Raw genomic sequence first — 19985 nt, 5'->3', positions numbered from 1 at the left:
AATAAGAAGAGGCACTGGATGACAGAACGAATAAGAAGAAAACAATGAATTGAACAATGAATAAAAATCAAGCATTGCATATACTGATGGTTGGGATGACGCTGGGGACTGCGTGGGCAGTCCGCGGTCACTTTGGACATGAGCAGGGAGCAGCATGGGCAGGTGGCATAGCCACTCTGGGCCTGATCTTGGTTTCGAGGCGTAAAGACTGGTACAGCAAAATGTTGCCGACAGTGCTTGCAGCATCTGTCGGGTGGGGTATTACAGGAATGATAAGTTACGGTCTTGTTGTGGGTTACGGTATGAGCAATAATTATCCAAATGCCTTATACGGATTGACGATGCTGTTTGCTATCGGAACACTGTTTGGGGTATTGGGGGGAGGTTTGACGGGGCTTTCCCTGGAATCCTCGAAAGAGAGAAAGGTGGAGTGGGGAGTCCTTTTTGCTCAAATGGGCATGGGAGGACTAATCGTTTACGGGCTCTTGATTCGACAACTCGAATGGTTAATGACCCCTCCCCGTTCGGAAGCCTGGGCCATTTGCCTGGGAGCTGCGCTTGCTTTTTTGTGGTACACTGCCCGAAAGGGATTTCCGGCAACGACCAGGATATCGTTGATTACCGGTATCGGCACAGGGTTTGGCTTTGCTTTCGGAAACTTTCTACAAATTGTTGGAATGGTCGCGGAGATTCCGTTTAATATGTGGAATGTCATGGAGTACAGTATCGGATTTTTTGGAGGGATTGCCCTTGCCTACGGTATTTTTACCTCAGTGTGGCCCCAAACCGTTTCTCCGGTTAAAGCATGGGAAAACAGAGTGGCATTTGTGCTGGTGTTTCTGGTTATACCTTTCGTTGTATTTCAGCAATCTCTTTCGTTTGATCCTGTTATCGAGCGGTTTAGAACGGGAGCTGAGGTTGTGCAACCTGAACTGACCGGCAAAATAAGCAGCATATCCTCACTGATTATCTTGGTTATATCGGCAGCTTTGATCGGATATAGGTTGAAAAAAGTCCATACAGGGTTCAATGTAGGAGACATACGTTTTGTTTTTATCGTCTACTTCTCAGTATACATTCTTTTTGGATACATCATCAACGGAGTGATGGGCGGAAAAGCAGCATTGAATATTCACCTCTATGTTGTCAATTTAATTGTGATACTGATGTTGACACGAATACAGGGAAGTCCTTTTTCATCACATCCTTTGTTACAGGTTGACTCCCGGAAACTCTTCAAGGTGCTTGTCGCAGTGATACTTTTTATTACGGTCATGTCGTTTATTGCAGTTAATCTCCACGAGGGATTGCCGGGAACACAAAATCGTTTCTAAATTCATGCGAACAATTTTTTACACAACTAAAAGTTTAGATACATGAAAGGAGCCTAAGGCTGGTGTACTCCTGTTATGCTGAAGTGAGTAGATGCCTTGCTTATAATTTGAAAATAAATAATTTAAATCATATGAGAAAAATTGTTCAGGGAATAGTAACCCCACTTGTAACTCCGCTTATCGACAACAACACCCTGGATATTGCCGGTTTGGAGAGATTGATTGAACACGTGATATCGGGTGGTGTACACGGCATTTTTATTTTGGGGACAACAGGAGAAGCCTCAAACCTGGCCATCAATCTCCGAATTGAAATGATTCGTCAGTCGAGCAGGTTGATACGAAAAAGAGTGCCCCTGCTGGTCGGTATTTCAGATACTTCCATTACGGAAAGTATCCGGTTGGCTGAAACAGCAGCTAGTTTCAGTGCAGATGCAGTAGTTTCCACCCCTCCGTTTTATTTTGTCATGGATCAGACGGAATTGGCAGAATACTATGAATCGCTGGTACCCCAGTTAAATCTACCGCTATACCTGTACAATATGCCTGTAAACACCAAGATAAGCTTTGACCCCAAAACGATAAAGAGAATAGCCGAAAATCCCCGTGTGGTAGGGTTTAAGGACAGCTCGGGTAACGCGCCTTATCTCCAGAGGGTTATACACGAGATGCGTAACTGTGAAAATTTTTCAATATTTGTGGGGCCGGAAGAAATGACAGCCGAAATGGTTTTGCTGGGTGCTGACGGAGGAGTTAACGGAGGAGCAAATATTTTTCCACGGTTGTACGTGGACTTGTATCATGCTGCTGTAGCAAATGACATCGAGGTGGTAAGAAACCTGCAGGCCAAAATAATGAATATCTCTTCTACCCTTTATACTGTTGGTGAAAACGGTTCCAGTTACCTGAAAGGATTGAAATGTTCATTGGAGATACTGGGAATTTGCAACGGTTTTATAGCTTCCCCTTTTAAAAAATTCAGCGGGCAGCAATACGGGCAAGTTAAAACTGCCCTGGAAAAGATTATGAGGATCTGTGAGTGATCCGAAAAGGATGGATAAACCTGGATTAACAATAATCCGAGAGTGATACTGTAGAAACGGCATTGTAGTTATTGGCGAATGGATTAAAACGAATTTAAGTTAATCAAAATTGATCAGTAAAGAAGTTTTTATGAAAACACGTTTTTTGTACTTAACCTCTCTCTTTCTGTGCATGACGGCCTTTTTTTCCTCATCGTGTTCAAGTGAAGAGACAGGGGATGACTTACCGCTTTCTGCCTTGATTTTCCACAGCATAGACGGGAAACAGGCAGCATTCACAGCGCTCACCCACAGTGCGGTAAGCTGGGAGTGGAATTTTGGAGACGGAAATACCAGCAACGAAAAAGATCCCGTGCATGTGTATGGGGAGGGGGGGTATTACCTGGCAAAATTAACGGCAAAAGACAAGATTGGCAATTCAGTAACCGCGCAAGTGAGTTTGGCGGTTGCGCTCACTCCCTATGCCCTGCTAACGGGAGATCATACCGCTGAAGGGTACAATGGCAAGACCTGGAGGTTGACACAGTCGCATACCGTTAACGATAAGTTGGTAAACTCAGACATAGCATTTTCGTTGCTCGATGAAGATATTCCATCGTTGCCCGCAGGAGCTTTTAGTGTATTTGTCGGACTTCCGGAAGCCTATAACGATGAGTACACCTTTTACCACGACGGTGGTTATAGGCATACCCCTACAGATGGTTCCTCTTTTGGGGGTATTGTCTATGCGATGATCTTGCAACAGTCGGGATTAGCCCAGATTACAAAGACGGGGGGAGAAGCCGTGTTTGGACAGGATGTCTTTGCAATGACCACCTGTACTCCCCGGGAAGATGCGACATTTGTATTCAACGAAAGTGAAGATTTTTCCGTCCCTACGGTTCCGGGTTTTGCCACTGGAGTCCGTCCTGACGGAGTTCCCGTAGTTACCTATCCGGGGGTAATGACTATTGACTTTCCGGGAACCGGTGATTTTATAGGAATCAGGGATTTCCACCGCAAGGTTATTGTTCAGGAGATAAAAAACAGCACCATGCGGCTGGTGATGTTCATGACACTGGACCCTAAAGCGATAATCAGCCAGGATCCACTGATAGCACTGAGTACTTCTGCTGCAATACTTACTTTTGAAGCAGTTAATTAAATCCTGTTAAATGGTTCGGTATGAGACGGGCGTGATAAGAGCGCGTTTCCTACAATACCTTTGAAACTATTCGCAAAGCCAAGGAGCAAAACCAAGCTTGAGCGTGTTATGCTGTAGCGCGCGAATAGCTGACTTTATTGAAAGTTAATAATCTTAGTCGTATGAAAATAATTATTTTACAAAAGATAAAAAGCAATAATGTGTTGGCGTTTTTCTTGTCCGTATTCTTTCTTGTGGTTCTTGTGGAGAACTGTTATGCGCAACCAACAGGAGCCGGGCAAAACACCATACGTGTTACAGGAACAGTTACGTCAGCGATCGATGGAGCGATTCTTCCCGGAGTATCCATTGTTGTGGAAGGAACTACTACAGGTACTGTGACCGACATGGACGGAACTTACAGTATAGAGGTACCTGAAAATGCAACCCTTGTGTTCTCCTACTTAGGATTTGCCCTTCAGAAAATTGCTGTAGGAGGCAGGAACTCCATTAACGTTTTAATGGTTGAGAGTGCTGAGGCCCTGGATGAACTGGTAGTTACAGCTCTTGGTATCAGGCGTGAGGAGAAATCGCTGGGCTATTCAGTAGGAAAAATTGCTTCTAAAGAGTTATCGAAGGTTGTTCATGAGAATATCCTCACTTCTATGGCAGGAAAAGTAACCGGGGTAACCATTAACTCTACCGGTGGAACAGGATCTACGGTAAGCATGGTTATACGGGGAGCTACTTCCATGAGTACGGATAATCAGCCGTTGTTTGTTATTGACGGAGTACCCATGACAAGCTCGGTAAATAATGTAGGAGGTTTTGGCAGCGGCAATCTGGTCGACTACGGGAATTCCATTTCGGATATCGATCCCGAAAGTATCGAAAGCATTTCCATCCTCAAAGGCCCAAGTGCAGCGGCCTTGTATGGCACACGTGCCGGTAACGGGGTAGTACTCATTACCACAAAAAAGGCTAATCAGAGGGGAGGAATGAAAGTGGAAGTGGTTTCGAACACCGTTTTTGATATTCCTTCGAAGTACCTGGATGTGCAGAACCGTTTTGGATTTGGAGCACGGAGTTATACGGATAAGACCTTTGCCAATGGAGTTATACCGCCCTACAATGTATCGGAAGTGGCCGGTGCAGGCCCTGAATTAAATAAGGGGTATTGGCAGGTACAACCGTTTGCCCCACTCGACGCGAATGGAGCAGCAATACCAACGGAGCTGATTGCCTATCCTGACAACTACAAAAATTTTATCAACAGGAGTGCAATTACCAGCACCAACAGCATATCCATATCCAGTGTTACGGATCTTGTGAACTACAGGCTTGGAATATCGAATATGACCAATAAGGGTTTGGTGCCCAATTCTGATCTTAACAGAAATAATTTAACTCTTTCTGCAACGTCCGAAATGCGGAAGGGATTTACAGTCAGTACCGATATTAACTATACGCAAAACTGGGCCGACAACAGGCCGGCCACCCAGGAACGGGGGGCTAACCCTTTACAGTGGGCTGCCTGGACGCCACCCAACGTTGATATTCGTCAGTTGAAAGCGTATAAACTTGGTGGAAATGAGGTTCTTACCATCGGAGAGGGTTGGGAAAACCCTTATTTCCTCGTATATGGGATCAACAACCGGTTTAAAAGAAACAGGCTTATCGGAAATGTATCGGCTACATGGGAGGTAACTCCGCAACTCAGTTTTATGGGAAGATACGCATTGAATAAGTCTGATGAAGTCAGGGAAACGAAAATGGATCCGGGCTTTTCAGGGGAGCCCAACAACGGGGCATACGGTATAGTAACCAGTGAAAGTGCTGAAACAAATGCCGATGTGTTGGCTACCTATAAAAACAACTGGAATGATTTTTCGTTAACCGCATCTGCCGGAGGAAACGTGTTGTACGCCAACTGGTCACACATCAGCAATTCGTCCAAACCCGGTTCAGGATTAATCATCCCTTATTTGTACACGGTCCAGAACATTGAAAATACTTCGTTAAACTATTCCAATGCCCGTTACGAAAGAGCAATCCACAGTGTGTATGCGATGGGTAATCTGGGGTGGAAAGACATGGTCTACCTCGATCTTACCGCGAGGAACGACTGGGCCAGTACGCTTCCCTCTGAAAACAGATCCTATTTCTATCCCTCTTCTTCTTTAAGTTTCATAGTGAATAACATGTTCGATCTGGGAAAACGGATAAACCTTTTCAAAATAAGGGGAGGTATTGCACAGGTAGGAAATGATACTTCGCCCTACAGCCTTTATGCCACCTATTTTGATGCGGGACAGTGGGGGGAAGCCATCAGGCTGGGGAAGCCCGGAAACCTGCTAAACCCGGTGCTCCTTCCCGAAGAAGCTACATCGTATGAAGTGGGGGTTGACTTGAGGATGTTCAATAACCGGCTGCGGTTTGAAGGTACCTACTACAAGGAAGACAACCGTAACCAGATTCTAAGTGTTCCCCTGGCAGGGTCAACGGGTTTCAACAGCATTAAAATCAATGCCGGATTATTGCAGAGCAAAGGCGTCGAGCTGATGCTCGGCTTTACGCCTATACAGACCAATGACTGGACTTGGGATATCAATGCAAATTTCACCAAGAACAGAACTCACTTACTGGAATTGTCGGAGGGGACAGATTTTGTGGAGTTTTGGAGCGAGGCAAGAGTTAAGAATATTGCATATGCAAAAAATGAGGAGTTGGGCAGAGACGGTCTGATCGGGAATCTTTACAGCCGGAAAATACTGAGGGTTACCGACAAGAATTCAAAGTACTACAATTATCCTCTGCTGCCGGAAAACAGCGAGGATGCCGAATGGCAGTCGGAAGACGAATACTCCAAAGTAGGAAATTATAACCCCAGCTTTATCATGGGGTTTCAGACCACGCTTTCATACAAAAACTTCAGCTTGAGTATGACCTTTGACTGGAGATCGGGCGGACAATACGTGTCTCAAACCTGGAGGTACCTGACAGAAGGAGTTGTTTCGAATACATGGCTCAACCAACTCGTTATCCCGCCAGACGGGCTGGGCGGCAATCCGAGTAATGCCCTGCGCGACTGGGTAGTAGCCAACGCTGATGCCTTGATTTTTACCAACAATCCAAGGCCTGTTGGGGGACCAACACCTGATTTTGGCGGATATTACAACGATTTTTATACGGGAATAGGAGCTTATGACGGCACTTTTGCACCCGGCGTTTACGGATATTACGACGATAGCGGCAATTTTATCCTGACAAAGGAGAATCTGGGAAACGAAGGAACCGAGTTCAGGCCGTATGTCATGAGTTATCCCTGGGATATTGGAGAAGCGAACCTGTTTGATGCGGACTATGTAAAGTTAAGAGAGATTGCACTGAACTACCGGGTTCCTCAGAGAGCCTCCCAAAAATTGGGGATAAGGGACCTGAATGTTTCCGTGTACAGTAGAAACATTATGATTTGGACGAAAAATGCAGGTATGGGAATAGATCCCGAGAAAGCATATCAATCTGCGGGCAATGGAACGTTTAAACAAGGGGTCGAACGCTTCAACGCCGAACCCTGGGTAGTTCCGGTAGGATTCAAATTAAGTTTTTCTTTTTAAATGAGAATAATGTCATGAATAAGATTAAAAAACGTTTTACCGTAGCGTTAATATTGATGGTTGGCTTTGTTATCTCCTGCAAGGATCTCGAAGAGCTAAATATCAATCCAAATGGAGTTGATCCTGCCATTGCAGACGTGAATTTTTTGTTGCCTACGATTCAAACCAATACGGGACAAACAATATATAGCATCGGTTTTGGTACGTTTTCCGGAGTAATGCAACATACACAACATACCGGATGGGCAGGCGGACACAACAATTATGAATGGAACAGCCTTTCACACAGCTGGAATGGTTATTACAGCATTTTGATGAACAACAACGAGTACTTTAATAAAGCGGTAAAAGGAGATTACACCTTTCACGAAGGAGTAGCCCGTATTATGAGATCGTATGTTTTTGGCTTAATAACCGATATCTGGGGTGACGCACCTTATAAGGACGCGCTTAAGGCGGAACTTGGAGCTGATTACTTCAGGCCGGCTTTTGATCCGCAGCAGGAAATCTACCGGGGTATTCTGGCTGATCTGGATACTGCCAATACGTTGCTTTCAAAAAGTGCCAGTGAATATAAGAATATTGTGTCCAAACAAGACGTGGTTTACAAAGGAGATGCTTCAAAATGGCGGAAATTTGCGAACTCCCTTGCTTTGCGGTATTATATGCGGCTACAGGCGAAAGAACCCTCTTTTGCCGAGGCAGGGATCAAGAAGATGGCGGATAACCCTGTACAATTTCCATTGATAACCGTTGCGGAGGATGATGCAAACATCAGTTTCCCCGGGACTTCAGAAGGTGTCTCCAACCCGCTGAATACGGTCTACGATACCGATCCTGCCGGAGCCTATATGAGGGTGAAACTGGCAAAAACACTGGTAGATGTACTCAGGGAATACGATGATCCGCGGCTGGCGGTATGGGCAGATAAGATTGAGATTCCTTTGGTGTTGGTTCAGGGTAGCGGAATAGACCGGATCGTTGAAGGCAAGCGCGAAGTCTCGCAGGACATCGTGAGTGCTTTTGAAGAGACCAATGCGATGAAAGTAGATTTCGATCCGGAATATGCAGGCGTACCTGTTTCTCACTCCAGGGTACAGATCTTTAATATGAATAATGCCAACTCTGCCCAGGGGACAGTTAATCCGCACGCGTCCCATTTGAACAGCAGGTATAAAAAAACAACCGATCCTTTTGTGCTGATGAGGTTGATTTCAGCTTGTGAAACCAACCTGATACTCGCTGAGGCTGCTTATCGAGGGTGGATTCCGGGTGATCCTGCCGAATATTATGCCGACGGGGTCAGGGAGTCTCTCAAAGCCTGGGGGGTAGGGAATGATTTTGACAATTACATCACAAGAGTACCTTATGGTGGACTGGAGAGCATCATTGAACAAAAATGGATAGCCAGTTGGACAACGGCTCAAGAGGCCTGGTTCGACTGGAGAAGGACCGGACTGCCTGACCTGAAGACGGGACCATCGGCCATACGTCCGGTATTACCTATCCGGTGGTACTACCACACGAACGATGAGGTGGAGAAAAACAGGGCCAACGTTGAAGCAGCCGTTGAAAGGCTGGAAGCGACACCCTATCAGGGTACCGATCAGACCAAAAATAGTGCCTGGTCGAAGATGTGGGTTCTTCAGGGAACCGGGAAACCTTATTGATAAACGAATATCACTGTAGAAATTCAAAAAAAAACCAGATGAAAATATATTCTGTCCTAATAACTATCTCTTTACTCGTTTTACTTGCCTGCGGGCCTACCGGAGGAGGTAGGCTCAAGGGTTCGGTAAAAGACGAACCGTATGTTACTCCAGTTTCGGTGAAATACAGGGTGTCGCCCGGGTGGGATGGGACTGAACTAAAAAAAGTAGTGGTTAACGGAGACAACAGCGTATTTGTATTGACAGACAAGGGGGTGTTCAGGGATTTTCCCGGGGAGATTATCTCCAAAGACCTTATGTACAGCTCTCTTGCCGATAAGATCCCGATGGATATATCTATCCAGGAAGAAACGGGTTACCTGTATTATCTCTATGCCGACCGGTTCCTGACTAACATGCATGCAGGAAATATTTGCGGGCAATTTCCTGAAAATCAATATATACGTTTGGCTGTTAATAAATCGGGAGAGGTTCTTCTGCTGGGGGACAGAACAAGCGCCGTATACCGGGGCAACAACAAGCTGTCGGACATTAAACTACCCGAAGACCGTTTTATTGATTTGCAGGTAGAGGCAGGCAAGTTTTACCTGTTATCTCCGACATCCGTTTATCGTTTGGACAACTGCCAATGGAGCAGGATCCACCGGGGAGAAGGTATAACCGCCATGGCCCTTGCCGGAGACAGAATCGTTATAGGAACGGTTGACGGATATTACGAAACCGATGAAAAAGGTACTGTGATATCGGAAAAGAACAACCGCTTACCCGTGCCGGAGATCAGAAAGTTGCTGTCGGCTAACGGCCGTCACTGGTTTGCAACAGACTTTGGCGCATATTACAAGGACAGGGAAGGTATCCGTTACTTTACCGAGGAACGTTGGCTGGACCAGAACAACGTGATCGACATGACACTGGATCGATCGGGCAATGCCTACTTGCTTACTCCCACCGGGTTAAACAAAATCCATTTCAAAGAGGAAACATTGGCCGGAAAAGCAACCTATCTGCAGGACAACCTCCGGAAATACCATTTGAGATTCGGTTTTTCTGCTGAAGCCCGGCTGTTGGATCCGGAAGACCCCACATCGATTCGGTTGGAAGACAACGACAACGATGGTCTTTGGACCTCTTTTTATCTGGGGAGCCAGGCTTTCCGGTATGCTGTAACCAAAGAGAAAGCAGCTAAGCAGTATGTCTGGGAATCGTTCGAGCCCTACGAACGCCTGCTCGTTATTCATCCCATCACGGGATTCTCAGGCAGGACCTTTGAGCGAACAGGATATATTGCGGGGGATACTATCCCTTGGCGGCCCGCCATTGATCCAGATTGGTGGTGGAAGGGAACGACCAGCACCGACGAGTTTGTAGGATATATTTTCGTAGCATCCGTTATCGATCAGTTTATTGCGGAAACCCCGGAGGAGAAGCAAAGGGTAGCCGATTATATCGATGCGATCATGACGCATATTGTATCGAACGATTATTACTTCATTGATTATGATGGCCAGCCCACCTTGTGGGGAAGATGGAATCCAGCGTATGTAAACTCTTTTGCTGAAACGCAGTTCGATAGAAGATTAAACAGTACGCTGACGATCGCGGGGCTACAATTGGCGTACAGGCTGACCGGCAAAGAGATCTATAAAACAGAGGCGTACCGCATGATGGAGGACCACGGTTATCTGGAGAACATGAAAATTCCGATGAAAAACATCCGGTTTACGTCCGGATTTCAACACCAGGGAATAACCATGGGACAAGACTGGAACCACTCCGATGATGAGATGGCGTTTCTTACCTATTGGGTATTGTATCATTACGCATTTGACGATACCCTCAGGGATGAATATAAAAAAATGATCAACGATCATTGGGAAATAGAAAAACCGGAACGAAATGCGTTATGGAATTTATTGACTTACGGGACCTCGGGTGAAATTGACCAGAAGTCTGTAATCTGGTATTTACGTGAATTTCCTGCGGATACCCGAAGATACGCGGTGCAAAATTCCCACCGGAAAGATGTAGAGTTCTTGCCTAAAGACTCCATCGGAAATTTCAGGGAACAATCCTCCCGGGAGTTGCTTCCCAAGGGAGAACGTCCGATGAACCGACACAACGCCAACGAATTCCAGCTGGATAGCGACCGGGGAAGCAACAGGATTTTAGCCGGGGATGAGTATCTTCTACCCTACTGGATGGCCCGTTACTTACGAGTCTTGGAGTAATGAAATCGAATTTTAATTAATAAACAACGAACAAATGAAAAAAATATTTTCTGTAATCTTTATACTGTTCATGTCGTCAGTGGGTTTCGCTCAACTGAATGTAACCCCTGAAACGGCATTGATGCATTACCTGAATAACAACGATAATACAAACGCCTGGGAAGTACGTGAGACGTATCCGGTAGATAAGGCTCAGGCTTATTCGGTTTTATTTATCTCGCAAAAATGGCAGCAAATCCTGTGGAAACACGAGATAATTATTTTTGTACCACAAACCATAGCGTACGATGGCGCACTTTTGTTCATTACCGGCGGATCTGTAAAGGACGGATTTCCCAATGTGTCGGGAAAAAACGATGAAACAACGTCATTTATGGCCGATTTAGCGCATAAGAACAAGGCGATAACCGTTTTGCTCCGCCAGGTGCCTAACCAGCCCCTGTACGACGGATTAACGGAAGATGCCCTGATATCCTATACACTGAACGAGTTTAAAAAAGATGAGGATTACTCCTGGCCGCTGCTTTTCCCCATGACAAAAAGTGCCATTAAAGCAATGGATGTGGTACAGGCATTCTCGGCTGAACACCTGGGGCGGGAACTTAACCGGTTTGTCGTATCAGGAGCTTCAAAACGAGGATGGACCACGTGGCTGTCAGCTGCGACGGAAGACAAACGGATCGTTGCCATTGCCCCCATGGTCATTGACATGTTGAACATGCCGGCGACACTGGATTATCAAAAGGAGATGTATGGAGAATACAGTGAAGAAATTCAGGATTATGTGGATCTCGAGATACCGCAGTCGATAAACAGTGACTTTGGAAGTGCTGTTGTAAAGATGATAGACCCCTACTCATACAAGGATAAGCTTCTATTGCCAAAAATGATTATTCTGGGTACCAATGACCCTTACTGGACTGTTGATGCAGTAAAGCACTACATCAACGAGATCCCCGGGCATAACTTACTGCATTATGTGGCTAATGCCGGCCACAACCTGGGAGATAAGAAGCAGGCCCTGGCCGCCTTGAGTGCCTTTTTTGCCCTGAACCTGACAAATAGGCCTATACCGGCCTGTTCATGGACCCTTAACGAAAAGGGGCGAAATATTGATCTGGAGGTTAAAGCAAGTTCCGGGGAATTGATAGGTGCCAGGTTGTGGTCCTCCTCTTCAGATAGCCGCGACTTTCGCCAATCTACCTGGACAAGCCGGGAAATAAAACCGGATCCAAAAGATGGGTCCACTGTAAAGGCCCGCTTGAAATATCCAAAAGATTCCTATACTGCATTCTACATCGATTTGATTTATCCCGACCCCAATGGAGGTGAATATTCGGTAAGTTCACGTACCTTCGTTGCAGACAAAAAACAGGTATTCGTAAAATAGGACATCCACCGTTTATTATTGGAGAAATATGAAAAAAACAGCTTTTTTTTTACTGATTCTAATTTATTCTTGCATGAACTTGTACAGTCAAACCCTGGCTGAGAAATTGGGATTTACACGAAACGACAAAATCCTGATCATCAACAATGACGATGCCGGCATGTGCCATGCGGCCAACAAAGCTACGGTGGAGGGAATGGAAAACGGACTGATCAGTTCGGCGACCATAATGACGTCCTGTCCCTGGTACAATGAGATTGCCTCATACGCAGCAGCTAATCCCTGTAAAGGTTTTGGGGTACATTTGACACTGACCTCGGAATGGAAAAACTATCGATGGGGAACCGTGGCTCCCCGCAACGAAGTGCCCGGACTGTATGACGGGCAAGGGTATATGTGGAAAGAAGTTATGGAGGTATATGCCTCTTCAGGTCCGGAGGAGGCGTTGATTGAAGGACGCGCCCAACTTAAAAAAGCGTTGGATAGTGGTATACCTGTGACCCATATTGATTCGCACATGGGTACTTACCAATATTCGCCGGACTATATGAAGGTGTACATTCAGTTGGCAAAAGAGTTTAATCTCCCACTACGCATGCCTTCTCAAACGACCCTTAACAACCTGGGTGCTCCCGATTACAGGGAGATTTGCCGCAGGGAAGGCATTTTACACCCCGACTACTTCATACACGAAGAGTTTGAAGGGTATTCTACGGAAAATGTAGCCGGGTTTTGGACAAACTATATCAAAAACCTGAAGCCCGGAGTTACGGAAATTTACGTTCACGCATCTGCTGAAGGAGAAGAAATCCGCACCATCACCAATTCGGCAGCGAAACGCATTAAAGAGCTGGAGTTTTTCACCAGCAATGAGTTAAAAGAGCTGATTGAGAAGGAAGGGATTATAGTTATCAGCTACCGTCCCTTGTTGGAACTTCAGAGAAAGAAATGAAAGTAATAAAAACTATCGGGATCTCACTTCTGGTTGTAATAACCCTGATCTGTGTCTACGGTTACATCAATATGCGTGACCGCCACCCGGGATATCGCACCGACCTGATAATAGAAAACAGGAAACCCGGTGTGATGCGCGCCGGCTTTGCCGCAGTTTCCATTACGCCGGAGTATATGGAGCCTTGGAACGATACGGATAACAATGCACGTTATGAACCCGAGAAAGGAGATACGTATGAAGACCTGAACGGAAACGGGAAGTTTGATACACACTGGATTGCTGGTTTTGGGAATAAAGTCGCCGCGCGGGGTGTTCACGACGATCTGTGGGCGCGGACAATGGTGTTGGATGACGGCACTACCCGCCTTGCTCTGGTTGCAATGGATGTGATCGGCATGTTCCATCCGATGGTAATCGATATCCGGAAGATGGTACCGGAAGAAGCAGGCATTACCTATCTGGTGATCGCATCAACCCATACCCACGAGGGGCCCGACCTGTTGGGCCTTTGGGGCGAATCACCTTTCAGGAGCGGGGTCAACAAGGAGTGGAAAGAGTACGTGAAGAGACAGGTGGTCCAATCTGTATTGAAAGCTGTTGAAGCAATGCGTCCGGCCTATTTTCGTTTCTCACAAAACCTCACGGAAGGGAGGGTAACCATAAAAGATACCCGCGAACCTTATGTCTTTGACGAAGGCCTCCGGATGATGCAGGTGACCGATGCCGAGACTTCAGAAACGTTGGGGACACTGATTCAATGGGGCAATCATCCCGAAACATTGTGGAGCAGGAACCTGCTTATCTCTTCTGATTTTCCCCACTACCTGAGAGAAGTTGTCGAGAAGGGGGTCTATCATGGAGACAACATCATCAGAAAGGGCGTCGGAGGAATTGCTCTCTATGTGAACGGCGCTGTAGGCGGGTTGATGACTACCCATGCCTCCATGGAAGTGGTTGACCCGTTCCGCGATACGGTGTATGTAGAGCCGTCATTCGATAAGATCCGTGCACAGGGAGACACCCTCGGATTGATCATACTCCGCACGATGGAGGAAAAGGCTGTAGAGATAAGGGAGGCCGGCATCAATTTACGTGCAAAGACGTTCGACCTTCCTCTGAGGAATCGTCTGTTTCGGCTCGCTGCGGCAATTGGGATTATGGATGCAGATATGACCGGATGGATGAAAAAACGTACCGAAGCGGCTGTGTGGAGCATCGGCCCGGCCAGTTTCATTACCTTTCCGGGAGAGCTCTATCCCGAAATAGTGAATGGAGGTGTGGTAGCACTGCCCGGCCGGGATTTTCCGGTCGATCCGCAGGAAGCACCTCCCCTGCGCGATATGATGCAGGGGACGTTCCGTTTTGGTATCGGGCTGGCCAATGATGAGATCGGTTATATCATCCCAAAGAGCCAGTGGGATGTTAAGAAGCCGTATGTATACCGGGACAGGCCTTATTACGGTGAACAGAACTCGCTCGGCCCGGAAACAGCTCCTCTTTTGTATGAAGAGTTGCGTCAGCTGTTGAAGGAGCTACCCGGTAAGCCGTATTGAATATTTTTTCACTGCAAACTCTTTTCATGCGATGGCAAAAAAAAATATGCTGATTCCTCTTTTCATTTTTTATAGCCTGTTTGTGGCTCCAGTGTCTGGTGAAAATCATGACTTCACCAACGCATCCCTGATTGTTTCTGAAAACATTGTTCCTGACTTCAGGGAAACTATTGTCGACATTCTTCGGGAGGAAACCTACAGGCTTTCCCATATCCATTTACCCCAGGGCGGGGAATGGACAGGTACCAACATTGCTCTTTCTCTGGCCGCTGACGCATCACTTTACGGAGAGCCTTTTCCGTCGGGTATCGAACTTCCAACAGAAGATGAATCGTATACCGTAGCGTTGGACAGTGATAACGAGAGAAAAACGCTCTGGTTGATAGGAAAAGATGAACGAGGCCTGTTGTTCGCTGTAGGCCACCTGCTGCGAACGATGTTCTTCGAGTCCCAGACGATCACTTTCAATTCCGGTAATGCCATCTGTTCTGCCCCAGCATACCCGGTACGCGGTCATCAACTGGGTTACCGGAACACAGCGAATTCATACGACGGGTGGAGTCCCGCGCAATACGACCGATACATTCGTGAATTAGCCCTCTTTGGTGCAAACAGTATAGAAAATATTCCTTTCGACACTTCGGATAGTCCTCACATGAAAACATCGCCTCAGGAGATGAATATCCTCATCAGTCAAATGTGTGAAAAGTATCGCATGGATTACTGGGTGTGGATTCCAGTTGAAAAACTATCCAACGATGCTGTTTTTAAAACAGAACATCAAAAGCATGCCGATTTTTACAAAAGTTGTCCTAAACTGGACCATGTGTTTATCCCGGGAGGTGACCCCGGTGATAATCACCCGCGGGAATTACTGCCCTTCCTGGAAACCGTTTCGAAAGATTTGCAAAAATACCATCCCGGTGCCGGAATCTGGTTATCGTTACAGGGATTCAACGACGAACAAACCGATTATTTTTTCAAGTACCTGACCGAAAAATCGCCCGATTGGCTGAAAGGGGTTGTTAGCGGCCCCGGAAGCCCTTCTCTGGCGATAACCCGCTATCGCCTGCCGGACAAATACATGCACCGCCATTACCCCGATGTGACACATACCGTCAGGTGTCAATACCCCACACTTAACTGGGATCAGGCTTTTGCGCTGACTTTGGGGCGTGAGCCCGTTAATCCGCAGCCGTTTTATTACGCTAAGGTACACAATGAATATGCCCCGCATACCGACGGATTCATTACCTATTCAGACGGAATAAACGACGACGTAAATAAGTTCATCTGGACACGGAAGGGGTGGAACCCGGATGAAGACGTCACGGAAATTATGAATCAATACGTACGTTTCTTTTTCGGAATGGATAATCCTGAATCTGCTACGAACGCGATTATAGGTTTAGAGAAGAACTGGGACGGGCCCATTAACGAGAATGCCGGAATTGAACTGACGTTGAGCGAATGGAACAGGTTGGAACACGAATATCCGCATCTCAGCCGAAATTGGCGATGGCAAATGTGTCTCTACCGGGCTAATTACGATGCTTACATACGCAGGCGGAACCTTTATGAGAAAAACCTGGAGAAAGAAGCAAACCACATACTCTCCTGCGCAGGCTCAATAGGGATTGAGCAAGCTATGAAACAAGCGCTGGATAAAGTTAATGAAGCCGATACAATCAATGTTGCTCCTGGATTGAAGCAGAAGATTTACGGTTATGCCGACTCCCTGTTTTTGTCTGTTTCCCTGCAATCCAGCGTCGAACGATATAGGGCAAGCGGGCCGGAAAGGGGTTGTACGTTGGATTTTCTGGACTATCCGTTGAATAACCGCTGGTGGTTGGCGGATGAATTTCAAAAAATAAAACAAATGCCCACAGATGGAGAGAAGCTGGAACGTATAGAAGTCCTAAGTGAATGGGAAAATCCGGGTAAAGGGAGTTACTACGACAATGTTTCAAACATTGCCAAAAGCCCACATGTTTTAACAACAGTGTATGATGCTACCGATTTTGCCTGGTGGGATAACGGTATTTCCCGTAAACGCCTGTCAACACAGTTGTTTCAGAACTATCCGGAGTTGGAGTACACGGACCTGGATCCTGATGGGCGTTACCTGATTCGTGTTGCGGGATACGGAGATGCTTTGCTCAGAGTGGATGGGGAAAGGATAACCCCTGTCCTGTACAACAAAGAATTGGAAACATTCAAGGAGTTTCTGATAGACCCCCGTTATACGCGAGACGGCAGCATCACGGTAACTTTCGATGAACCGGAAGAATCGCACCTGAACTGGCGGCAACATTCTAAAATCTGTGATATCTGGCTGTTAAAACGGAATTAAAAAAGAATATACATACACGAACATTAAACGATAAAAAGGTATGAAATCATTTTCCATTGTAACTTTATTATTAGTAACGGCGCTATCCTGTAGCAGCTATCCAAGTGAGAAACACAATACGGAGCCAACGTCAGGCATCAAACACGGCATTGTCTACTACCAGGAAAACAAGTATGGCGGTTGGCCTGCGAACAACGGTATATGGATCTGGGACAATGAGATATTAGTGGGATTTGTCGAGGCAGACTATAAACCGGCAGACGGCTTACATACGTATAACCAATCATCAGCACACCATAAATACGCCCGCAGTACCGACGGAGGAGAAACCTGGACGATAGAGGACGCTTACGAACAGGGGCAAACGGCTTGGGGGAATGATCACAGCATCGCTGTAGACAAGGCGGAAACGCCGGTAGCTTTAAAAACACCGGTGGAAGACTTTACCGATCCCGGCTTTATCATTACATTTGTCCGCCATAACAATAACAACGGGCCTACCCATTTTTATTATTCCATGAACAAAGGGGGTGTGTGGTCGGGCCCCTATTCCTTTCCGGATTTAGGTACGGCAGGAATAGCAAACCGTACCGATTACATAGTGGAAAGCGATCAGGAACTCAGCGTGTTTCTTACTACGGCAAAAACAAACAAAAAAGAAGGGCGTGTTGCTTTTGCGAAAACAACCGATGGGGGTATAAACTGGGAGTTTGTCTCGTGGATTACCGATGAGCAGGGAGGATTCGATATTATGCCTTCATCGCTGCGGTTATCGGATACGGAATTGATAACTATCATTCGTACGAGAACAGCCGAAAGGCAGGATTTACTGACCGCTTACCGTTCTTCCGATAACGGTAAGTCGTGGGCCAGATTAAAGAATCCTGTAAACGATACGGGGAACGGAGGCTCTCCGCCGGCACTGGTCAAACTGCAAGACGGACGGTTGGCCTTGGCCTATATTTATCGGAGCGTATACGGTTCCCGTGTAAATGTGCGTTTCAGCTCGGATAACGGAGAAAGCTGGAGCGATGAGGTTGTGCTCAGAAGCGGCGACGGCGCCAACCGCGATGCCGGTTATCCGCGCATGGTACAAAGACCAGACGGGAAATTGGTATTGATCTACTACTGGAACAATGCGAACGATGAAGATTCAACCCCGTACCGGTACATCGCATCCACCATTTTCGATCCTGGAAAATGGAAGTAAAGGCAACAGGTTTTGCAATAGAAAACACTTTAGATTAATTATACTTTATGCAGTTAACCGTTATTGATATCGTTATTTTTCTTGTTTTTACCCTAGGAACTGTACTGTTCGGGAGTTCATTTTTGCGGAAAAATAAAACCGCTGGTGATTTTATGACCGCAGGAAAGGGGATGTCTGGATTTGTGGTTGGGATGTCTATCTTTGCCACGTACGTAAGTAGCATCAGTTTTCTGGCACTGCCCGGCAATGCATATACAGGAAACTGGAATTCATTTGTATTCAGTCTGTCCATTCCGGTTGCTATCTTTTTTGCTGCAAGGTATTTTGTCCCTTTCTACCGGAGTATCAACAGCCCGTCAGCTTACAGTTTTTTAGAAGAGCGTTTTGGAAAATGGGCCCGATTGTATGCTTCGAGTTGTTACTTGTTAACACAAATTGCCCGTATCGGCTCTGTCCTGTTTCTACTGGCGCTTCCGCTCAATGCCATGCTGGGCTGGAGCATCCCGTTGATTATTATCCTGACAGGAGTCTGCGTAGTGTTATATGCGGCTTTAGGAGGAATCAAGGCGATTGTTTATACCGATGCCATACAAGGATTGATTCTGATTGCCGGGGCATTGGCCTGTCTGGTAATCCTTATGGTATCCATGCCTGGAGGAGGTAACGAACTGTTGCGTATCGGAATGGAGTACGATAAATTCTCCCTGGGGAGTTTGGGATTGACTTTGAATGAGCCCACGTTTTGGGTAACACTCATATACGGGCTGTTCATTAATCTTCAGAACTACGGCATTGATCAGAATTATGTGCAACGGTATAAGACGGCCAGAAATGAGAAGAGCGCACGCTTTTCGGCCCTTTTTGGCGGCCTTTTGTATGTACCCGTCAGTTTATTGTTCTTTTTTATTGGCACGGCGTTGTTCGTTTATTATAAAACCCAGCCCGGTTTGCTTCCGGAAACGGTTACCGGAGACCAGGTATTTCCCTATTTTATCGTGAATGGCTTGCCGGCAGGATTTACCGGCCTGTTGATCGCTGCCATATTTGCTGCAGGAATGAGTACGGTCTCTACCAGCATAAATAGCTCTGCAACGGTTGTATTAACCGATTTTTTTAATGTGACTTCTCACAGTGAAGCCGACGAAAAGAGGAAAATGAATATCCTGCACGCCACATCAGTCATCCTGGGAGCATTGGGAGTAGGTGTGGGATTAGCCATGATGTCTGTGAAGAGCGCGTTGGATGCTTGGTGGAGCATGGCGGCAATTTTCAGCGGAGGCATGCTGGGGTTATTCTTCCTGGGATATATAGCTCGTGGGATAAAAGGGTCATATGCTTTTGTAGGAGTGATTTGCGGCGTATTGCTCATTGCTTGGATGTCGTTAAGCAAACAAACCGTTTTTCACAATTATTTAACCATTGTTCTGGGAACACTCGTTATTTTTACTGTCGGCATGTTGCTGGCAATTGCAGGTAGCAGGCTGAAGAAGGGTAATTAGGAAAAGCTAT

Annotated in this window: 12 protein-coding genes; all 12 read left to right on the top strand. The window is 46.4% G+C overall.

Annotated elements, in window-relative coordinates:
- Positions 1 to 56: 56 nt before the first annotated feature.
- Positions 57 to 1334, top strand: coding sequence for a hypothetical protein (locus tag KCV26_03720; GenBank protein ID WZX37503.1), 1278 nt, complete (start codon positions 57 to 59; stop codon positions 1332 to 1334).
- 131 nt (positions 1335 to 1465) lie between these two features.
- Complete coding sequence (locus KCV26_03715; protein WZX37502.1) at positions 1466 to 2377, top strand: dihydrodipicolinate synthase family protein; 912 nt, start codon at positions 1466 to 1468, stop codon at positions 2375 to 2377.
- Positions 2378 to 2507: 130 nt separating this feature from the next.
- Positions 2508 to 3521: a PKD domain-containing protein gene (locus KCV26_03710; protein WZX37501.1), complete on the top strand. Its 1014-nt coding sequence runs from the start codon at positions 2508 to 2510 to the stop codon at positions 3519 to 3521.
- A 161-nt stretch (positions 3522 to 3682) separates the two neighbouring features.
- Positions 3683 to 7117 carry a SusC/RagA family TonB-linked outer membrane protein gene (locus KCV26_03705; GenBank protein WZX37500.1) on the top strand — a complete coding sequence of 1145 codons (3435 nt, stop codon included), beginning with the start codon at positions 3683 to 3685 and terminating at the stop codon, positions 7115 to 7117.
- A 14-nt stretch (positions 7118 to 7131) separates the two neighbouring features.
- Positions 7132 to 8787, top strand: a complete 1656-nt coding sequence (locus KCV26_03700; protein WZX37499.1) for a SusD/RagB family nutrient-binding outer membrane lipoprotein — start codon at positions 7132 to 7134, stop codon at positions 8785 to 8787.
- A gap of 38 nt (positions 8788 to 8825) precedes the next feature.
- Positions 8826 to 11015 carry a hypothetical protein gene (locus tag KCV26_03695; protein ID WZX37498.1) on the top strand — a complete coding sequence of 730 codons (2190 nt, stop codon included), beginning with the start codon at positions 8826 to 8828 and terminating at the stop codon, positions 11013 to 11015.
- Positions 11016 to 11049: 34 nt separating this feature from the next.
- Complete coding sequence (locus tag KCV26_03690) at positions 11050 to 12405, top strand: PhoPQ-activated pathogenicity-like protein PqaA type (protein ID WZX37497.1); 1356 nt, start codon at positions 11050 to 11052, stop codon at positions 12403 to 12405.
- 73 nt (positions 12406 to 12478) lie between these two features.
- Positions 12479 to 13357, top strand: a complete 879-nt coding sequence (locus tag KCV26_03685; GenBank protein WZX37496.1) for a polysaccharide deacetylase family protein — start codon at positions 12479 to 12481, stop codon at positions 13355 to 13357.
- Positions 13354 to 14913 (top strand): neutral/alkaline non-lysosomal ceramidase N-terminal domain-containing protein, encoded by a 1560-nt coding sequence (locus tag KCV26_03680; protein WZX37495.1) that lies wholly within the window; start codon positions 13354 to 13356, stop codon positions 14911 to 14913. Before KCV26_03685 ends, KCV26_03680 begins: the two co-directional genes overlap by 4 nt.
- 31 nt (positions 14914 to 14944) lie before the next feature.
- Positions 14945 to 17266: a hypothetical protein gene (locus KCV26_03675; protein ID WZX37494.1), complete on the top strand. Its 2322-nt coding sequence runs from the start codon at positions 14945 to 14947 to the stop codon at positions 17264 to 17266.
- A gap of 40 nt (positions 17267 to 17306) precedes the next feature.
- The gene (locus KCV26_03670) at positions 17307 to 18476 is read left to right on the top strand and encodes an exo-alpha-sialidase (GenBank protein ID WZX37493.1); all 1170 of its coding nucleotides are present in this window, start codon (positions 17307 to 17309) and stop codon (positions 18474 to 18476) included.
- 47 nt (positions 18477 to 18523) lie between these two features.
- The gene (locus tag KCV26_03665; protein WZX37492.1) at positions 18524 to 19975 is read left to right on the top strand and encodes a sodium:solute symporter; all 1452 of its coding nucleotides are present in this window, start codon (positions 18524 to 18526) and stop codon (positions 19973 to 19975) included.
- The last annotated feature ends 10 nt before the right edge of the window (positions 19976 to 19985 follow it).

Source organism: Petrimonas sulfuriphila, assembly GCA_038561985.1.
GTDB lineage: Bacteria > Bacteroidota > Bacteroidia > Bacteroidales > Dysgonomonadaceae > Petrimonas > Petrimonas sulfuriphila.
Note: the sequence above shows the minus strand (reverse complement) of the source record. Positions and strands in the feature narration are given on the sequence as shown.